We start from the raw sequence: 17,214 nt of genomic DNA, 5'->3' as shown, positions 1-17,214 counted from the left end.
ATGAGTTTCAACGCCGTTGTCACGTTGTGGTTTGTCAACACTGCTGAACCTGCGGAGGTATTGCGCCGCGAGCCGAAGGCCGACCGCGGGTTTGGCCGAAAGCTGCTGGCTCAGGTGAATCCGGCGTGGCCAATCACGCCGATTGGGTCGTTTCCGTTGAACCGCTCGTCGGTGCCTGGCCGCGACGAGTTTTATATTGCGGGCTTCCCGGGGATTTCGGTGGTGCGCATGCGTGTGGACGTCACCGAGTTGTCCTCCCCTACCCAATGGCACACCGCGCTTCCCGCAGCGGACGTGTTCGTTATCGCGCTGGGTACGGATAGCGACTTTGGCGGCTTCGCCCACTTCAATGGCGAGAAGGTGTCGCGCAGTTTCTGCGCCACCCGCACCAGTGTTATCGAAGACATCGGCCTACCCGAGCCGTTTGAGGCCCCCTACTGGGCGGGCGAGAAGGCGGAACAAGCAGGCGGGATCGCGCTGCCGTTTGAGCCGAAGGACCTTGCGCTTGCCGCCGAGGAAGCCTGGCTGGGTGCGGAGATCGGCCAGAACGGCCCGGACATCAACGTGGTGGGCTATGCCGTTGACGGCCGGCCTGAGCCGAAGATTGAGGAGCCGAAGCCGGCCACCAAGTCGGTCAACGAGGTCGCCGCGAAGTTCGCGGAGCGCGATAAGGCTTACGACGACTACGAGGCCGAGCAAGAGAAGCAAGAGGGCGACGAGTTTGCCGAGTTGGCGGACGCGTCCGTCGCCGCCGCGAAGCGCATCGGCCGGGGTGTGCGCCGCCGTGCGGTGCAGTGGGCGTCTGCGCTGAAGGAGCGCATCCGCCACATCGACCGCTAACCGGGCTAGCCCGGTTAGCGCATGCGCTCGTAGAACGCGATCGCGGCCGAGGTGGCCACGTTCAGCGAATCGGTGCCCGGCGCCATCGGAATCTTGGCGCGCACGTCGGTAGCACGCATGGCGTGCGGGGTCAGCCCCGGGCCTTCCCCACCAACAAGGAAGGCAACTTTGTCGTGGCCCTGGATGGCTTCTTTAAGTTCGACGGCGTCGTCAGCGGGGGTCAGTGAAATGAGCCACCAGCCGTCGTCGTGAAGTTCGGCGAGCGAGCGCTGCCACGTCGTCGGGGTGCCCTCCAGGTGCGCGAACGGGGTGCGCAGCACGTGCCCCATGGACACGCGCACACTGCGCCGGTAGAGCGGGTCGGCGGTCGCCGCTCCGAAAAGCACGCCGTCGACCCCCATGCCGGCGGCGTTGCGGAAGATGGACCCGATGTTTTCGTGGTCGCCGACCCCTTCCAGGATCACCAAGGTGCGCGCCCCGTCGAGCACCTCGGCAACGGTGAGCGGCTCCGGCTTATCGGCGGAGACCAACAGGCCGCGGTGCATGTCGTATCCGGCGACCTCCCCCATGATCTGGCGGGTGATCTCGTAGACCGGGATGCCGCGGCGCGACAACTCCTCGCCGTAGTCGGCCATGAATGACTCGAGCCGTCCGCCGAAGCCGAACACGGCGCGCACCGGGAAGCGCGACTCGACCAACCTGCCTGCCACCAGCGGGCCTTCGGCGAAGACAAGGTTTTTCTCCTTGTCGGAGTGCTTCAGGTCGCGGATGTCGTCGAGACGGGGGTCGAGGGGGTCGTCGATACGCAATTGCATTTAGCCAATCGCTGCCATGATCGGGCCCTGCGCGAAGTACACGACGAACAGGGCGGAGATGAGCCACATGATCCAGTGGATGTCCTTCGCCTTACCGGCGAACAGGGACAGCAGTGCAAACGAGATGAAGCCGACGCCGATGCCGTTGGCGATGGAATAGGTCAGCGGCATGGTGACGATGGTCAAGAATGCCGGCAGCGCGACCGAGAAGTCGTTCCACTGGATCTGGCCGACCTGCATCATCATGAGCGCACCGACGACAACGAGGACCGGTGCGGCGGCCTCGATGGGCACGACCTCGTAGAGCGGGGTGAAGAACATTGCGAGCAGGAACAGCACACCGGTGACCACGTTGGCCAGGCCGGTGCGTGCGCCGTCGGCGATACCCGCCGAGGAGTCCACGAACACCGTGTTCGACGACGCCGACGCGCCACCACCCACGACTGCGCCGAAGCCTTCGACAACCAGGGCACGCTTCATGTCGGGCAGGACGCCGTCATCAGCGGCGAGGCCAGCCTGACGGCCAAGGGCGGTCATGGTGCCCATGGCGTCGAAGAAGTTGGCCAGCACCAGGGTAAACACGAGCAGCGACGCGGAAATGACGCCGATGTTGATGAACGCGCCGAACAGGTCGATGTTGCCCACGATGGACAGGTCCGGGATGCCGCCGAAGGAATCCGGCAGCTCCGGCACGGCCAAGCTCCAACCCTGCGGGTTGTCTGCGGAAGAACCGGAACCCGTGATTGCCTCCACAATCATGGCGACGATGGTGGTCAAAATGATGCCGATGAACAGGCCGCCGCGCACGTTGCGCACAACCATGAAGCCACAGATGAACAGGCCGACGATGAAGACGAAGGTCGGCCAGGACGCGATCGAACCGCCGGTGCCCAGCTGGACCGGGACGGTGGTCATGGCGGCGTCCGGGATGCGGCGGACAAAGCCGGCGTCCACGAGACCGATGGTGGCGATGAACATGCCGATACCGACACTCATGGCCACCTTCATCGAATTCGGAATGGCGTTAAACACGGCGGTGCGGAAACCGGAGATGGCCAGCAGCACGATAATGATGCCGTCGATAACCACCAGGCCCATCGCTTCCGCCCAGGTCAGACCCTGCTGGCCCACCATGGTCACGGCGACGAGCGTGTTAATACCCAAGCCGGCGGCGATGCCGAAGGGGTACTTGGCAACCAGGCCGAACAAGATACACATCACGCCAGCAGCCAAAGCGGTGGCGGCCGCTACCTGCGGGATGCCCAGCACGGTGCCTTCGCGGTCGGGGCTGGTGCCGATGATCAGCGGGTTGAGTAGCACGATGTATGCCATCGCGAAGAAGGTCACTACCCCGGCACGCACTTCGGTGCCCACCGTGGATCCGCGCTCTGTGATGTGGAAGAAGGCGTCCAGCCCGCCGCGCGGCTGCGGCTGGTCCTTATTCATTTTTGCTCCCGTGGTCGTACTCACGGGGGCTTAGCTTTTCACTCCCCCTGGGCAAACGCAACTATTTTGCTGCCCCAGTGATTGGAATTACTTAGGAGTTATCTACTTCCGTGTCCGAGTGCGCGCCGCAACCGTAGGAAGACGCAACGACATGGCCGTCGGCGGAATACTCGTTGGTACAAGCACCGAAGTGCTCCCCCACCGGTTCCGCCATGGGGATATAGAAGGCGCAGGTGCGGCACGACAGGGCTGCCTTTTCGGCAAACTCGCTGTTTGGCCCGTAGTCGCCAGTGCGCCAGCGGTACTTCGCGTCCTCCAGGCCTTGTTTGGTCAGGTAGTGCTTGGTTTCGCGGCCCGGGAAGGTAATGGCGTCGCGGGCAAAGGAATCGTCGGTGACGCGTTCGTCGTCAGGCAGGAGCTCCAACACATCGCCTGGGCCCAGGTCGCCGGGGCGTAGCCGCTCGGAGTACGGCACCCAGTCGGGCGCTTCGAGCGCACCTTGGGAGGGTACGAGCGCGACCTCGTTGACGGTGACCACGTTGGAGCCGTCCGCGCAGGCGATGACGGCGTTCCATTCCCACCCGGCGTATCCGGGCACGTCGGCTTCGAAGCGGTGCGTGGCAACATTGCGGGTCAGCCCGGTAACACCGATGTGTTCGCCGATGTCGCCGTCTGCGATTTCTTCAAGCGCCTCGAGCGCAATAGCTATTGCATCGTTGCCAAGCAACGGGTTGCGGGAGCGAGTGCGTTTTCTGGATCGTGACACGCTTACCCATTATGCGCGATGTAGTGCAGGATGTAACCCATGGGTCATCGTGAAGCTTTGTCCGCTCTGTCTGTTATCGCTGCGCTTTCGGGCGGTTTGCTTGCTGGCTGCGCGCCGGAGTCGTCCACCCCAAGCGTCGAGCACCTTCGCGCCGAGGTGATCGAGCGCCTCCCGTTCGACCAGACCAGTTTCACGCAGGGCCTCGAGGTCACCGCCGACGGCAACCTCTACGTTGGCACTGGCCAGGAGGGCGAATCGCGCCTGTACACCCGCACTATCGCTGGCGATGAGCTCGCGTCGGTTGATTTGGATCCGCAGTTTTTCGGCGAGGGCATTACGCGTATCGACGACACCCTGTGGCAGTTGACGTGGCTCGACGGGACAGCGATTCGTCGCAACGCAGAAACGCTCGAGGAGATCGGCCGCGCCTCCTATCAGGGCGAAGGCTGGGGGCTGTGCTCACGTACGGAAGCGGACGAGGTGATCTTCTCCGACGGCACCGAAGAGCTGCGCCGCATGGATCCGGAAACGCTCGAGGAGCGCGAACGCTTCACCGTCACGCTTGATGGCGAGCCGGTGGCGGGCCTCAACGAGTTGGAGTGCGTCGGTAACGATGTCTACGCCAACGTGTTCACCACCACCGACATCGTGCGCATTGACGCGGAAACGGGCGAGGTCACCGCACGTATCGACGCCTCCGCCCTGCCCAATAACGCCACCGACGACCCGAACCACGTCCTCAACGGCATCGCCCACATCCCGGGCACTGACGAGTTCTTCCTTGCCGGCAAGCGCTGGCCGGACATGTACCGGGTGCGCTTTACCCAGGCTGACTAGTTAGGATTTCTCGCCATGGCACAACGTTCAGGCAGCAAGCAGTGGAAAACCATCGTGGTCGCCCTCGTGGGCGTCCTGGCACTCGTCGGCGTGGTCTACGCCGTCATGGAGTACCAGCGCACCCGCCCCACCACTCCGGTCGATGAACTGACGGTGTCGGTGGCTGCTAACGGTGAGCGCGAGGACATCGGCGTGTACACCGTGTGTGAGTTGGACGAGGAGTGTGCCGGCGGCGACGCCCCCACCATGCAGCGCGGCGAGGGTGATGTGGTGGTTACGGTTCCTGACGAGATTGCGTCGAATAGCTGGCGCCTGCTGCTCATTTACGACGACCCGGAGGCCAACTCCGAGCGCGTCTTCACCTCCGGCGAGGCAACCGAGGAGACCGTGCCGGCTACGACCGAGTCGGGCGCGAAGCTCGTCGTTGCCGAGGTGACCACCCTGGACATTAAAAAGGGCGATGACGGGGAGGAAACCCCTGTCATCGCCACATGGTCCGTGGGCTTTAACTAATTACGCATCCAGCTCGCGCGCAACGGCCCGCAGGATCTCCGCCACCTGGCGGCCTTCCTTGCGGTCCGGGTAGCGGCCGTTGGTCAAAGCAGGCTGGACCTGGGTCTCGATGAGCGTCATCACGTCCGCGAGCATGCTTCCCAGCTCCTCCGGCTTACGGCGGTGCACTGGGCGGCGCTTCGGGGTGTCCAGCACCTTCACGCGCAGCGCCTGTGGGCCGCGACGGCCTGCGGCGAAGTCGAACTCGATGCGCTGGCCTGCGACCAGCTCCTCAACTCCCTCAGGCAGCACGGACTTACCGATGAAGACATCCTCGTCTCCCGGGTTGGATGCGAAGCCGAACCCTTTTTCGGCGTCGTACCATTTCACCTTTCCGACAGGCATGGCGCTCTCCTTCCGTAACGCATCACTTATGCAGTATCACTCGTGCAGATGTACCGCCAGTAAGTAAAACAAAATCAAAACCTTACTATTTCCGCCCGAAAATCAAGCAGTTCACGCCAGTGTGACCCAGAACACATATTTTGCATGTCGCGCCTTCGAGCTGGGGAAATGTGAGGCTTTTTCGAGTATTGCGCCCCAAAACGACACCGTTACGTGACACAATCGTTATACAACGTTAGGCTGTCCCGAGAAATTGGCGGTCAACGATGAGAGGAAACGAAACAATGGGACGCCACTCTAAGAAGACCACCTCCATGGGCAAGAAGGCTCTGGCAGGTTCTGCAGCAGCAGCTGCACTGGCTGGCATTGTTGCCCCGCAGGCAACCGCAGCACCGGATTCCGACTGGGACAAGCTCGCACAGTGCGAGTCCGGCGGCAACTGGGCTATCAACACCGGCAACGGCTACTACGGTGGCCTGCAGTTCTCCTACGGCACCTGGCTGGCATACGGTGGCGGCGAGTTCGCCCCGACCGCTAACCTGGCAACCCGCGAGCAGCAGATCGCTGTCGCCGAGCGCACCCTGGCAGGTCAGGGTTGGGGCGCATGGCCGGCTTGCTCCGCTCGCTACGGCCTGAACTCCGCACCGACCAACCGCGACGCGCAGGTATCCAAGCCGGCCCCGCAGCCAGCACCGGCACCGGCACAGCAGGCCGCTCCGGCTCAGCCGGCAGCACAGGCCCAGGCTCCGGCCGCACAGTCCCCGCAGGTCGATGCCCTTTACGCACAGGTGCGTAACGCTATCCAGGCATTCGGCTTCCAGGTTCCGGCTTCCGTGCAGTCCAACTACGTTGCTAACCGCAACGACTACAGCGCGTTCTACGCTGCAAACCAGCCGCTGATCGACGCTGCCCTCTCCGGCGACTTCGCAGCCGTGGCAAACCTGGTCGGCGCTAACTTTGCCAACCAGGTCAACAACACCGTTGCTTCCGTGCAGCAGTCCTTCCAGGCTCGCTAAGCAATAGCGCACAGCAATCGTCCGCCCCGTTCAGGTTGTGAACGGGGCGTTTTGCTTTACGGCACAACAAAAACCGGCACGGTCAGGCACCGTGCCGGTTTTTTAAGTTCCGCTGGTTTAGCGGTTGATGCGCGTCGTCGGGTGGACGTAGCCCGTCTCTTCTGCCGGCATCGGCAGGATCAGGTCGTCGCCGAACGGGCTGGAAGCACCGGTTAACGTCGAGGTGATCTCGGTGACCGGGTGCAGGTTACCTGGGGTATTAGCGGGCCATGCGGGGTTTGCGCGCCCAATCTTCTTCACATCTTTAGCCATGCCCCTCATTCTTTCACGACGGAGACAAAAACGCACGTAAACTCACCCCCGCAATGTCTACGTTCCCTAAATTCTTGAGTTCGCTCGATGACGACGCGCTGCACGCCCTCATCGAGGCACGCCCCGATGCCTTCTTCCCCGCCCCGCCGTCGGTGGGCTCACTCGCAACCAGGCTCGGCCTTCCCGGGTCGGCATCGCGCGCGTTGCGTCTCCTCAACGCCGCGGATCTGGCGGTGCTCGAGCAGCTCGCGGATGCCGGAGCGGAGCTTGAGCCTGTGAACGCCACCGGCTTCGGCTCCACTCACCACCTGCGCGAGTTGGCGCTCGTATTCGGTCCGGATGAGGCGTTGCGTATCGCCCCCGGCACGCTGACTGCCCTGCCTCCCGGTTGGCGCGTGACCGATACGCTGCCACCCGGCGCGACCGAGGCGCTGGCGTCACTGCCTGCGCGTGAGCGCAAGGTGTTGGACACCCTTGCGGCGTCCGGCGGGGTGGGCACAACCGCGGCGGCTGCACCCGATGCGGACCCGGATGCGCCGGTGGCCAAGTTGCTCGCGCTTGGCATGCTTGTGCGCGTCAACGAGACCACGGTGCGCCTGCCCCGCCCGGTGCGCGACGCGATGCGTGGCGCAACGCCGCGCGTGTTCCCGCTTGCACCACCCGCCGCACCAGAGATCGATCAGGCCACTATCGACGAAACCGCAACCGCCCAGGGCCTCGACGCGGTGCGCCAGATGCGCCAACTGGTCATGACGCTGATGGATACCCCGGTGGTACTGAACAAAGACGGCACTGTCGGCGTGCGCGCGGTGGCAAACCTGGAGAAGGCACTTGGGTTCGACCCGAGCCTGCTTATCACCATCGGCGAGTCCGCGGGTCTTGTTGGCCGCGGCAACGTCGACGACGAGGACGTGCTCGCCGCTACCCGCGACGCCCTGACCTGGCTTGACGCGACACTGTCCGACCAGTGGGCGATTGTGCTCGCCGGCTGGGTGGCCTCCCCGTGGCGCGTGGATACAGGGGCGAAGTTGCTTAGCGACGACGCCCACGCCCCGGCGCTTCGCCACGCCCGCATGAGCATTCTGCGCCATGCGGGCGACATGGACCGGCTGCTCTTCCACGCCCCGCTGGAATCGTCGGGGTTCTCCGACAACCTCATCGCCGCGGTTGTCCGGGAAGCCGAGTTCGTCGGCGCGCTGGCCAACCATGCACAGCCGACGCCAACGCTCGCGCTGCTCAACGGCGAGGACGTCGCCGCCGCAACCGCTACGCTCGTGCCTGCCTCGGTGGACACGTTGATCGCCCAGGCCGACATGACGGTGCTGGCCCCGGGCCCGCTCGAGCCCGCAATGGCTGGGTTCATCGAACGCATCGCGGACCTGGAGTCGCCTGGTCTTGCCAGCGTGTGGCGTATCTCGGAGGCGTCGGTGCGCCGTGGCCTGGACAGTGGACTGACCGCCCCGGAGATCCACTCCTGGCTCGCAGACCACGTGCTCGGCGAGGTCCCCCAGGCCATCACCTTCATCATCGACGACACCGCGCGTACCCACGGTGCCATCCGCGCCGGCGAAGCACTCTCCTACATCCGCTCGGAGGACCCGGCGCTCATCGCTACCGCAGCAGAGAAATTAGGCCTGCGGGTCCTCGCCCCCACCGTCGCCATCTCACACCTGCCGCTGGCAAAGCTCATGACGGCGCTGCGCACCGCAGGACTACAACCCACCGCAGAGGACGACCAGGGTGTTTCCGTCAACATGGCTCCCGAGCCCGCCCTGGTTGCGCCGACGCCATCGACGCTTCCGAAGTCGCGGAGGGTGGCGCCGGAGCAGGTGCGTGCGATCGTCGCAAAGCTGCGCTCTGCCGAAAGCACCGATGCTGGCAGCGGGGATGCGTTTGAAACGCTGCGCGCGGCGGCGCGGGCGCGCAGGCACGTCACGGTGGGGTACGTGGACAAGCAGGGGCGCGGCAAGACGATCACCGTCCTGCCGCTGAGCGTGACCGCTGGGCAGGTGGACGCGCTCGACGAGGCCAAGGACCGGGTCGTGCGCATCGCCCTGCCGCGGGTGACAAAAGTGGTGCTGGCCTAGCGGCTGGCGCGCTCCAGGATTTCCAGGATGTGCTCGTAGTCCGCGCCGGTCGCGGCCGTCAGGCCCAACTCGCAAGTGCGGTTCGACGACGCGTGGCACGCCGAGCCGAACTCCTTCGCCTGAGCTGCCTCGCGCTTGGTTGCCGCGTGGGTGAGCTCGGGGTGCAGCATGCCGCGATCCCCCGCGTAGCCACAGCAGTTCCACTCGGCCGGAACGTTCACGTCCTCTGCAGCGGCGGCCGCAACGTGCTTCAGCGTATCGACGATCCCCAGGTGGGTTGCAGAACACGTCGGGTGCAGCGTCACCGACGGCACCTTGTGGTTGACCGTAAGGCGATCGAGCACGTGCTCGTCGACAAACTCGATGGCGTCGATGACCGTGATGCCGATGTTTTCGGCCATGTCGCGGAAGCCGTGCGTACAGCTCGACGCGTCCACCACGACCGGCAGGCGCCCGCCGTCGGTGGCGGCGATGAGCTGGTCGTTGACACGGCGCTGCATTATGTCGTGGCCGGTGCTCATGCCCTTCGAGGTCCACGGGGTGCCGCAGCACATGCCGTCGATACCCTCCGGCACCACCAGCGACAGGCCGGCGCGCTCGACGAGTTTCGCAAACGCCTCCGAGGCGCCGACGCCATCGCCCTGCGGGCCGAACATGGAGTTCACACACGCCGGGACAAACACACCGACAGGCTCCGCGCCCGGCGCGCCGACCTGCGTGCCAAACGCCTTGGAGCGCTTCACGCCACCCTTGGAAAGTTCGGGGCGGTACTGCGGAACGGTGTCTTCCCCTACGAGGGCGCGGGCGACGTCAGTAACCTTCTGCACCAGGCTCGTCGGCATGACGTAGGCGCCGGTTAGCGCTGCAGAAGCCAGGGTGTTGCCCGGGCCCCACACCTTCGCGGCGGCCGCCCAGCCGGCGGACTTCACAGCACCGGCCTGGCCGCGGCGCAGCGACTTGATGAACTTGCCGGTGTCAATACCCACCGGGCACGCGGTGACACACATGGAGTCCACCGCACAGGTGTCGATGCCGTCGTACTGGTAGGCCTCGTCGATGTGCTTAACCAGCTCCATGTCGCCTTCCTGCAGCGCCTTCGCACGTGCGCGGCGCACGACGATGCGCTGGCGCGGGGTCATGGTCAGGTCGCGCGAGGGGCACACCGGCTCGCAGTAGCCACACTCCACACAGGAGTCGATTTCGTCTTCCACCTGCGGGTTGAGCTTGAAGTTCTTCATGTGCTCGCGCTCGTCGTCAGTGATGATCACGCCCGGGTTCATCACCCCGCGAGGGTCGGCGGCGCGCTTGAGCGCCGCCATCACGTCGTAGAGTTCCTCGCCGTACTGGCGGCGCACGTACGGCGCCATGACGCGGCCGGTGCCGTGCTCAGCCTTGAGGTTGCCGCCGGCACCGAGCACGAGGCCCACCATGTCCTCGTTGAAGCCGTCGTAACGCGTGAGGTTCTCGTCGCCCTCGAAGCGGTCGGTGATCAAAAAGTGGATGTTGCCGTCCTTGGCGTGGCCGAAGATGACGGCGTCGTCGTACCGGTAGGCGTCGAAAAGCTGCTGCAGCCCGCCGCAGGTGTCGGCGAGATCCTCAACGGGCACCGCGATGTCCTCAAGCAGCGCGGTGGTGCCGGACGGACGTGCCTCCGCGACCTGGGCGTAGAGACCCTTGCGGAACGCCCACGCCTTGGCGGCCTCGATGGGGTCGGTGCTGAACTGCGCCGGGGTCTGCAGGTCGAACTCGCGCAGGAGTTTGGAGCCAGCCTGCTCGTATTCGCACAGCTGCTCGGCCTCGTTGGCGTGGTATTCGATGAGCAGCGCCGCCTGGCCGCCGAGTTCGAAGCCGGTGATCTGCTCCGGCACCGAATCGAAGGTGCGGCCAACCTTAATGGAGCGCGAGTCCATCAACTCCAGCGTCGCCGCCTTCGACTCAAACAGTGCCGGCAGCGAGCGCGTCGCGGCGTCCAGCGTCGGATAGACCGCGATGGTGGTCGTCTTCAGTTTCGGCACCTCGATGGTGCGCAGGACCGCCTCTGCGATGAACGCGAGCGTGCCCTCGGATGCGACCAGCAGGTGCATGAAGATGTCCAGCGGCGAGTCGTAATCCAAGAACGAATTCAGGCTGTAGCCCATCGTGTTTTTCAGCGCGAAGTGGCGCTCGATGGTGTCTACGGATTCCTTGTTGTCGCGCACACGTCGCTTGAGCTTCTCGATCGTGTCCACGAGCTCCGGCTCCTGGCGCGCGAACTGCGCTTCCGCATCTGGGTGGGCGGTGTCGATCACCGTGCCGGAGGGCAGGACGAAGGTGACGGACTCGATGGTGTTGTAGGTATTGAACTCCGTACCGCACGCCATGCCGGAGGAGTTGTTGGCAATCACGCCACCCATCGTCGCGGCGCCCTCGGACGCCGGGTCCGGGCCGATCTTGCGGCCGAACGCGGCCAGGTGCGCGTTGACCTGGCGCACCGTGGAGCCGGGCTGGACGCGCACGCGCTTGCCACCGTCAAGTACCTCCACGCCGCGGAAGTGCTTGCGCACGTCCACCAGCATGCCCGCGCCGCCTGCCTGGCCGGACAGGGAGGTACCGCCGCCGCGAAGCACCACTGGGGCGCCGGAGGATGCCGACGCGCGGAACGCCGCCGCGACATCATTCGCGTTGCGCGCTTCGACCACCACATCGGGGGTGTAGAGGAAGTGGGATGCGTCGTGGGCGTACTTGATGCGGTCGATCGGGCGCGTGGACAGCGCCTCGTCGGAGCCGAGTTCGCGGGCCAGATGCGCCGCTGGGGATGAGATGGTTGCAGTCATGGGTTCATAGTAAACCCGCCCTGAGCGATGTCGTATCTTTTGGTAGTTTTTGTCGGGTGACTACGTTTCAGATTCAGGACCTTCACAAGCGCTTCGGCGACGTCCAGGCCCTCGACGGAATGGACTTCACCGTCCGCGACGGGGAGATGTACGGCTTCGTCGGTTCCAACGGCGCCGGTAAATCCACCACGATGCGCATCGCATTAGGCGTGCTCAGCGCCGATTCCGGCGAGGTGCTCCTCGATGGGCGCCCGCTTGACGACGACTCCCGTCGCCGCATCGGCTACATGCCCGAAGAGCGTGGCCTCTACGGCAAGGAAAAGATTCTCGACCAGTTGGTCTTCCTGGCCAAACTCCACGGCGTGGACGGCGCGGCCGCAAAGCAGCGCGGCACCGAACTGCTGGAGGAGTTGGGCCTCGGCGAGCGTCTGGGCGACAAGCTCGACGACCTCTCCCTGGGCAACCAGCAGCGCGTGCAGTTGGCCGCCAGCCTGATCCACGACCCGGAGGTGCTCATCCTCGACGAGCCGTTCTCCGGCCTGGACCCCGTCGCCGTGGACGTGATGAGCACGATGCTCACCGACCGCGCCCGCGCCGGCGTACCGGTGATCTTCTCCTCCCACCAGCTCGATTTGGTGCAGCGGCTTTGCGACCGCATCGGCATCGTCACCCGCGGCCGCATGGTCGCCGAGGGCACCGTCGACGAGTTGCGCTCGGGTGGCCCGGTGCGGTTCCGCGTCGGCACGCAAGCGCGCGGCTGGATTCCCGCAACTGCCACGCTTATTAGCGACACCCCAACCCACGTCATCGTCGAAACCACTTCCGCCGACAACGACCAGGACATCCTCCGCGCCGCCATGGCCGCAGGCCCCGTCCACGAGTTCACCCGCGTCGTGCCGGATCTGGCCGAGCTGTTCAAGGAGGTTGTGAAGTAATGAAGACCTACTCCCCCATGCACACCATCACCACCACCGCGAAGCGCGAGGTGCAGATTCTGCTGCTGAAGAAGGGCGTCATTGTCACGCTCGTGATCATGCTGCTGGCCATTCTCGGCATGATCGGCTTCGGCTCCTGGATGCAAAACAAGGGCGAAACGGAAGCAGAGGCCGGCGGCCCGGCCGTTGCCGCTGTGGGTATCGCAGAGCAGCTTCTCGACGACGCCGGCTACGACGCCCGCACCGCCACCGACCGCACCGAGGCCGAACAGTTAGTCCGCGACGGCGACGTGCAGGCCGCCCTGATCGTCGAGGGAGACACCTGGGAAGTCCTTGCAGACGGCTCCCCCTCCACCACCATCCTCACCGGCCTCGACGCCCTCTCCCAGCAGCAGGCGCGCGCCGAAACCCTAAGCACCCTGGGCATTAGCCCCGCCGATTACGAGGCTGCCTCCCCGCAGATCAACGTTGTGCCGGTGGACATCAACGACACCGAAGGCGACGACACCGCAGAGCAGTTGACCCGCCTGCTGACCACCTTCTTCGCGCTGATCATCGTCATGTTCACCGTGATCACCTTTGCCGCCCAGGTGGGCAGTCGCGTCACCGAGGAAAAGTCCTCGCGCGTCGTCGAGCTCATCTTGGCCTCCGTTCGCCCGCTGGACTTCCTCGCCGGCAAACTGCTGGGCACCGTCATCTTCGGCTTCCTCGCCACAGCAGTGTTGCTCGCTGTCGGCGGCATTGGTCTGAAGGTCTCGGGGCTTATCGACGATGTCGAAGTCGACTGGTCCGCCCTCCCCATCCTGCTTATCGCCTGGCTGCTGTCCATGCTGTTCTTCGGCGGCCTCTACGCCGCCGCCGGCGCGATGGTGCAGCGCACCGAGGACCTGCAGTCCACCCAGATGCCGATTCTGATCCTGCTGATGGCGTGCGTGTACATCTCGTCGTTTGGTTGGTCCAACACCGACTCAACCTTCATGCAGGTCGTCAGCTGGATCCCGCCGTTTTCGATCTTCAGCGCGCCCTTGACCTACGCAGCTGGCGACTTCACCGCCATCCAGCTCGCGGGCTCCTTCGCACTCGCTGCGGTCACCACTGTGCTCGTCGTGTGGGGTGCCGCCCGCATTTACAAGCGCACGATCCTCAACAACGGCAGCGTGACCAAGTGGTCACAGGTGCTGCGGAGGGGTTAGGATCTTTCGCGCATTTTGGCGGTGAGCTGTCGAAAACGGAGATTCTACGAAGGTACAAAAGTGGCACAAAAGCATTGCCATACCAATTAGGACAATTTAAACTGTGGTCCAGGTAACTGTACAACTTCGAGGATCGGGGCGGAATGTGAAGAAAACTAGTATTTTAAGTTTGGTCTTTGCCCTAGCTTCCATTCTCATTCTCGTGACGGACTCTGCCCCTATGCTTGTCCCGCTCGCGTTGGCTTCCCTTGCACTCATTGTGTTTGCGCTGGGCTCTGAGATAACGAAGGATCTCCGCTAGTTTGAAATCTGCCTAAACTACATTTCTAGTTACACGGTCGGCCAGAGTCTGGCGCAACACATGGGAACGGTCCTTACCGTTCCTGCAGTCCCCGCTGGCCTTCCTTGCCTGCAAACCGTTGGGTACCGTCAACTTCATCTCCCTCGCCGCCACCACCCAGCTCGCGGGATCCTTCGCACTCGCTGCGGTCACCACCGTGCTCGTCGTGTGGGGTGCCGCCCGCATTTACAAGCGCACGATCCTCAACAAGGGCAGCGTGACCAAGTGGTCACAGGTGCTGCGGAGGGGTTAGGACCTTTCGCGCATTTTGGCGATGAACACATCGGGGTCGAAGTCGTGGACAACCTCGCTCAACTCCCCTTTTTCCAGAGCATCGTTGAGTGCCTTAAACTTCTGCTCTCGCTCCTCCACTAGCCGCAGGCCTTCGCGCAGGACTTCGCTGGCGGAGGCGTAGCGGCCGTCTTCGAGCAGTTGGGCGATGAATTTGTCGTAGCGTTCGCCGAGGACAACGGATGTGTTTTTCGCAGCCATGCCCGTAGACTACCAACGCCTACTATCAGGAGGAGTAGATCGCATGGCTCTCGGCGACGGCCCGCTCATCGTCCAGTCGGACAAGACTGTGCTGCTCGAGGTCGCACACCCGGACGCACCCAAGGCCCGTGCTGCGCTCGCCCCGTTTGCGGAGCTCGAGCGCGCACCTGAGCATATCCACACCTACCGCATCACCCCGCTCGCGTTGTGGAACGCGCGCGCTGCCGGCTTCGACGCGGAGCAGGCCGTTGACGTGCTCGAACGGTTCTCCCGCTTCCCCGTCCCGCAGCCGCTGCTCGTGGACGTCGCCGAAACCATGGCGCGCTACGGCCGCCTCAAGCTGGTCAAGCACCCCGCGCACGGGCTCATCCTCGAGACCGACGACCCGGCAATCCTCACCGAGGTCACTCGCTCCAAGAAGATCATCCCGCTTGTCGCATCGCGTATCGACGACACCACCATCCCCGTCCACCCCTCCGCCCGTGGCCAAATCAAACAGGAACTGACCAAACTCGGCTGGCCTGTGGAGGACCTCGCCGGCTACGTCGACGGCGAGTCTCACCCGATCGCGCTCAACCACGACGGTTGGGAGTTGCGCGACTACCAGCAGTACGCCGCCGAGTCATTCTGGGAGGGCGGCTCCGGCGTCGTCGTGTTGCCGTGCGGCGCGGGCAAAACCATTGTGGGCGCGGCGTCGATGGCGCAGGCGCAGACCACCACGCTGATCCTGGTCACCAACACCGTCGCTGGCCGCCAATGGCGCGACGAACTGCTGCGCCGCACCACGCTCACGCCCGAGGAGATCGGCGAGTACTCCGGGGAGAAGAAGGAGATCCGCCCGGTCACCATCGCCACTTACCAGGTGGTCACCCGCAAGACGAAGGGTGAATACCGCGCGCTCGAACTTTTCGACTCCCGCGACTGGGGCCTCATCATCTACGACGAAGTCCATCTCCTGCCCGCCCCCGTCTTCCGCATGGCCGCCGACCTCCAGTCCCGCCGGCGCCTGGGCCTGACCGCCACGCTGGTGCGCGAGGACGGCCGCGAGGACGACGTGTTCTCCCTCATCGGCCCCAAGCGTTACGACGCCCCCTGGAAAGAACTCGAAATGGCCGGCTACATCGCCACCGCCGAATGCGTCGAAGTGCGCACCACACTTGGCGACGACGAACGCCTCACCTACGCCACCGCCGAAACCCGCGAACGCTACCGGTTGGCGGCGTGTTCGAAGGCGAAGCTTGGGGTCGTCGATAAGCTGCTTGCAAAACATGAAGGCCAGCAGACCTTGATCATCGGCGCCTACGTCGACCAACTCGAGGAGATCGCCGCGCGCATCGACGCCCCACTTGTCGACGGCAAAACCACCACCAAGAAACGCGAAGAAGCCTTCCAGGCCTTCCGCGACGGCGAAATCTCCACGCTGGTGGTGTCCAAGGTGGCGAACTTCTCCATCGACCTGCCCGAAGCCGCCGTGGCCATCCAGGTTTCCGGCACCTTCGGCTCCCGCCAAGAAGAAGCGCAGCGCCTGGGCCGGCTGCTGCGCCCTAAGGCCGACGGCGCAGAGGCCGTGTTCTACACCGTGGTCGCCCGCGACACCCTTGACGCCGAATACGCCATCCACCGCCAGCGCTTCCTCGCCGAGCAGGGCTACGCGTATCGACTCGTCGACGCCTCCGACCTCTAAACTCTTCCCCATGAAGGTTTTCAAGTTCGACGTCGACGAAGACTACGCAAAGCAACACAACGAAATGATCCGCGACACCCGCAGCCTCGTCGCTTCGGGCGTCGCCCTCTTCGTGATCTCGCTCGCCGGCGCCGTCGCCGTCTGGTTCTTCGTCGACCCCGAATCCCCCTGGCACACCCTAGGCACGTACGGCCTCGCCCTCTTCGGCCTGATGATGCTCGTCGTGGGCCTGCTCATCCCCCGCAGCGTGGGCAAGACGCAAGAACTTTACGACGCCAACCCGCTGGCCCCAGCCATCATCACCGAACGCGTCGGCACCACCATCACCCTGACCGCCCTGGTGAACATGAACGTCGAGCCCTCCCTGCCGCCCCGCTGGGGCATCACCTCCCGCGTCTATCACCCGATCCCGAACACTTCCGACAAGGTGGGCACCAAGGTCCCCGTCGCCGCCGTCGGTGCGCAGCGCTCCGCACAGAACAAGAAGATGTGGCAGATGATCACCCCGATGCCGATCGCCTGGGGCACCCCCGACGTCGCCGTCATCGACGAGGCCCGCAACGCCGTCCCCGGCGACCAATGGTCCAAACTCGAGCGCGCCCGCAAGAAGAAGGACCTCCTCGAGCAGTCCAAGAACACCGTCGTGGAGTTGTAGTTCTGTCCTTTGCGGGCCCTCAGGCACCGCCTGCTTCGGTTGCTCTGGCGGCTCCGCCAGCTCTGCGCCATGCTGCGCCACGCCTC

At 64.5% G+C, this 17,214-nt stretch carries 17 protein-coding genes; 10 read left to right on the top strand and 7 right to left on the bottom strand.

What is annotated here, in order from left to right:
- Positions 1 to 840, top strand: coding sequence for a DUF6928 family protein (locus CCOY_RS03835; protein WP_070820464.1), 840 nt, complete (start codon positions 1 to 3; stop codon positions 838 to 840).
- Positions 841 to 854: 14 nt separating this feature from the next.
- On the opposite strand, the gene CCOY_RS03830 is transcribed toward CCOY_RS03835, so the two are convergent.
- From CCOY_RS03830 to CCOY_RS03820, 3 genes are all read right to left on the bottom strand, one after another.
- Positions 855 to 1,655 (bottom strand): TrmH family RNA methyltransferase, encoded by an 801-nt coding sequence (locus CCOY_RS03830; protein WP_092101858.1) that lies wholly within the window; start codon positions 1,653 to 1,655, stop codon positions 855 to 857.
- On the bottom strand, positions 1,656 to 3,101 hold the full coding sequence (locus CCOY_RS03825; protein ID WP_092101855.1) for an NCS2 family permease: 1,446 nt from the start codon (positions 3,099 to 3,101) through the stop codon (positions 1,656 to 1,658).
- A 91-nt stretch (positions 3,102 to 3,192) separates the two neighbouring features.
- Complete coding sequence (locus CCOY_RS03820; protein ID WP_083308828.1) at positions 3,193 to 3,867, bottom strand: DUF3027 domain-containing protein; 675 nt, start codon at positions 3,865 to 3,867, stop codon at positions 3,193 to 3,195.
- 39 nt (positions 3,868 to 3,906) lie between these two features.
- Here CCOY_RS03820 and CCOY_RS03815 point away from each other — a divergent pair, with 39 nt between their 5' ends.
- Both CCOY_RS03815 and CCOY_RS03810 read left to right on the top strand, forming a co-directional pair.
- Complete coding sequence (locus tag CCOY_RS03815) at positions 3,907 to 4,704, top strand: glutaminyl-peptide cyclotransferase (protein ID WP_070570971.1); 798 nt, start codon at positions 3,907 to 3,909, stop codon at positions 4,702 to 4,704.
- A 15-nt stretch (positions 4,705 to 4,719) separates the two neighbouring features.
- Complete coding sequence (locus CCOY_RS03810) at positions 4,720 to 5,217, top strand: DUF2771 family protein (protein ID WP_070421465.1); 498 nt, start codon at positions 4,720 to 4,722, stop codon at positions 5,215 to 5,217.
- Here the strand turns inward: CCOY_RS03810 and CCOY_RS03805 are convergent, their stop codons facing one another.
- Positions 5,218 to 5,601 carry a cold-shock protein gene (locus tag CCOY_RS03805; RefSeq protein WP_070421466.1) on the bottom strand — a complete coding sequence of 128 codons (384 nt, stop codon included), beginning with the start codon at positions 5,599 to 5,601 and terminating at the stop codon, positions 5,218 to 5,220.
- Between the two features lie 284 nt (positions 5,602 to 5,885).
- Between CCOY_RS03805 and CCOY_RS03800 the strand changes: the two genes are divergently transcribed.
- Positions 5,886 to 6,617 (top strand): resuscitation-promoting factor Rpf1 domain-containing protein, encoded by a 732-nt coding sequence (locus CCOY_RS03800; protein WP_070421467.1) that lies wholly within the window; start codon positions 5,886 to 5,888, stop codon positions 6,615 to 6,617.
- Positions 6,618 to 6,734: 117 nt separating this feature from the next.
- Here CCOY_RS03800 and CCOY_RS03795 read toward each other — a convergent pair whose 3' ends face one another.
- Positions 6,735 to 6,929, bottom strand: coding sequence for a hypothetical protein (locus tag CCOY_RS03795; protein ID WP_092101852.1), 195 nt, complete (start codon positions 6,927 to 6,929; stop codon positions 6,735 to 6,737).
- A gap of 53 nt (positions 6,930 to 6,982) precedes the next feature.
- On the opposite strand from CCOY_RS03795, the gene CCOY_RS03790 reads away from it, so the two are divergent.
- Positions 6,983 to 9,016, top strand: coding sequence for a helicase-associated domain-containing protein (locus CCOY_RS03790; protein ID WP_092101849.1), 2,034 nt, complete (start codon positions 6,983 to 6,985; stop codon positions 9,014 to 9,016).
- Here CCOY_RS03790 and CCOY_RS03785 read toward each other — a convergent pair.
- Positions 9,013 to 11,829: an FAD-binding and (Fe-S)-binding domain-containing protein gene (locus CCOY_RS03785; protein WP_092101845.1), complete on the bottom strand. Its 2,817-nt coding sequence runs from the start codon at positions 11,827 to 11,829 to the stop codon at positions 9,013 to 9,015. The genes CCOY_RS03790 and CCOY_RS03785 overlap by 4 nt on opposite strands.
- Positions 11,830 to 11,885: 56 nt before the next feature.
- Here CCOY_RS03785 and CCOY_RS03780 point away from each other — a divergent pair, with 56 nt between their 5' ends.
- The 3 genes from CCOY_RS03780 (at position 11,886) to CCOY_RS03770 (ending at position 14,550) form a co-directional block, all read left to right on the top strand.
- Entirely contained in the window at positions 11,886 to 12,764 is an 879-nt protein-coding gene (locus CCOY_RS03780) for an ABC transporter ATP-binding protein (protein ID WP_070840351.1), read from the top strand.
- Positions 12,764 to 13,957 (top strand): ABC transporter permease, encoded by a 1,194-nt coding sequence (locus CCOY_RS03775; protein ID WP_092101839.1) that lies wholly within the window; start codon positions 12,764 to 12,766, stop codon positions 13,955 to 13,957. Before CCOY_RS03780 ends, CCOY_RS03775 begins: the two co-directional genes overlap by 1 nt.
- 419 nt (positions 13,958 to 14,376) lie before the next feature.
- Positions 14,377 to 14,550, top strand: coding sequence for a hypothetical protein (locus tag CCOY_RS03770; protein WP_208856585.1), 174 nt, complete (start codon positions 14,377 to 14,379; stop codon positions 14,548 to 14,550).
- Here CCOY_RS03770 and CCOY_RS03765 read toward each other — a convergent pair.
- Positions 14,547 to 14,789, bottom strand: a complete 243-nt coding sequence (locus CCOY_RS03765) for a type II toxin-antitoxin system ParD family antitoxin (RefSeq protein ID WP_070451679.1) — start codon at positions 14,787 to 14,789, stop codon at positions 14,547 to 14,549. The two genes, CCOY_RS03770 and CCOY_RS03765, sit on opposite strands and share 4 nt — an antisense overlap.
- 43 nt (positions 14,790 to 14,832) lie before the next feature.
- Here CCOY_RS03765 and CCOY_RS03760 point away from each other — a divergent pair, with 43 nt between their 5' ends.
- Positions 14,833 to 16,473: a DNA repair helicase XPB gene (locus CCOY_RS03760; RefSeq protein WP_092101836.1), complete on the top strand. Its 1,641-nt coding sequence runs from the start codon at positions 14,833 to 14,835 to the stop codon at positions 16,471 to 16,473.
- Positions 16,474 to 16,483: 10 nt separating this feature from the next.
- Positions 16,484 to 17,128 carry a DUF3239 domain-containing protein gene (locus CCOY_RS03755; RefSeq protein WP_092101833.1) on the top strand — a complete coding sequence of 215 codons (645 nt, stop codon included), beginning with the start codon at positions 16,484 to 16,486 and terminating at the stop codon, positions 17,126 to 17,128.
- Positions 17,129 to 17,214: the final 86 nt, after the last annotated feature.

The organism is Corynebacterium coyleae, assembly GCF_030408635.1.
Taxonomy (GTDB): Bacteria; Actinomycetota; Actinomycetes; order Mycobacteriales; family Mycobacteriaceae; genus Corynebacterium; species Corynebacterium coyleae.
The sequence above is the reverse complement of the archived record's forward strand: the minus strand, read 5'-3'. Positions and strand labels throughout refer to the sequence as shown.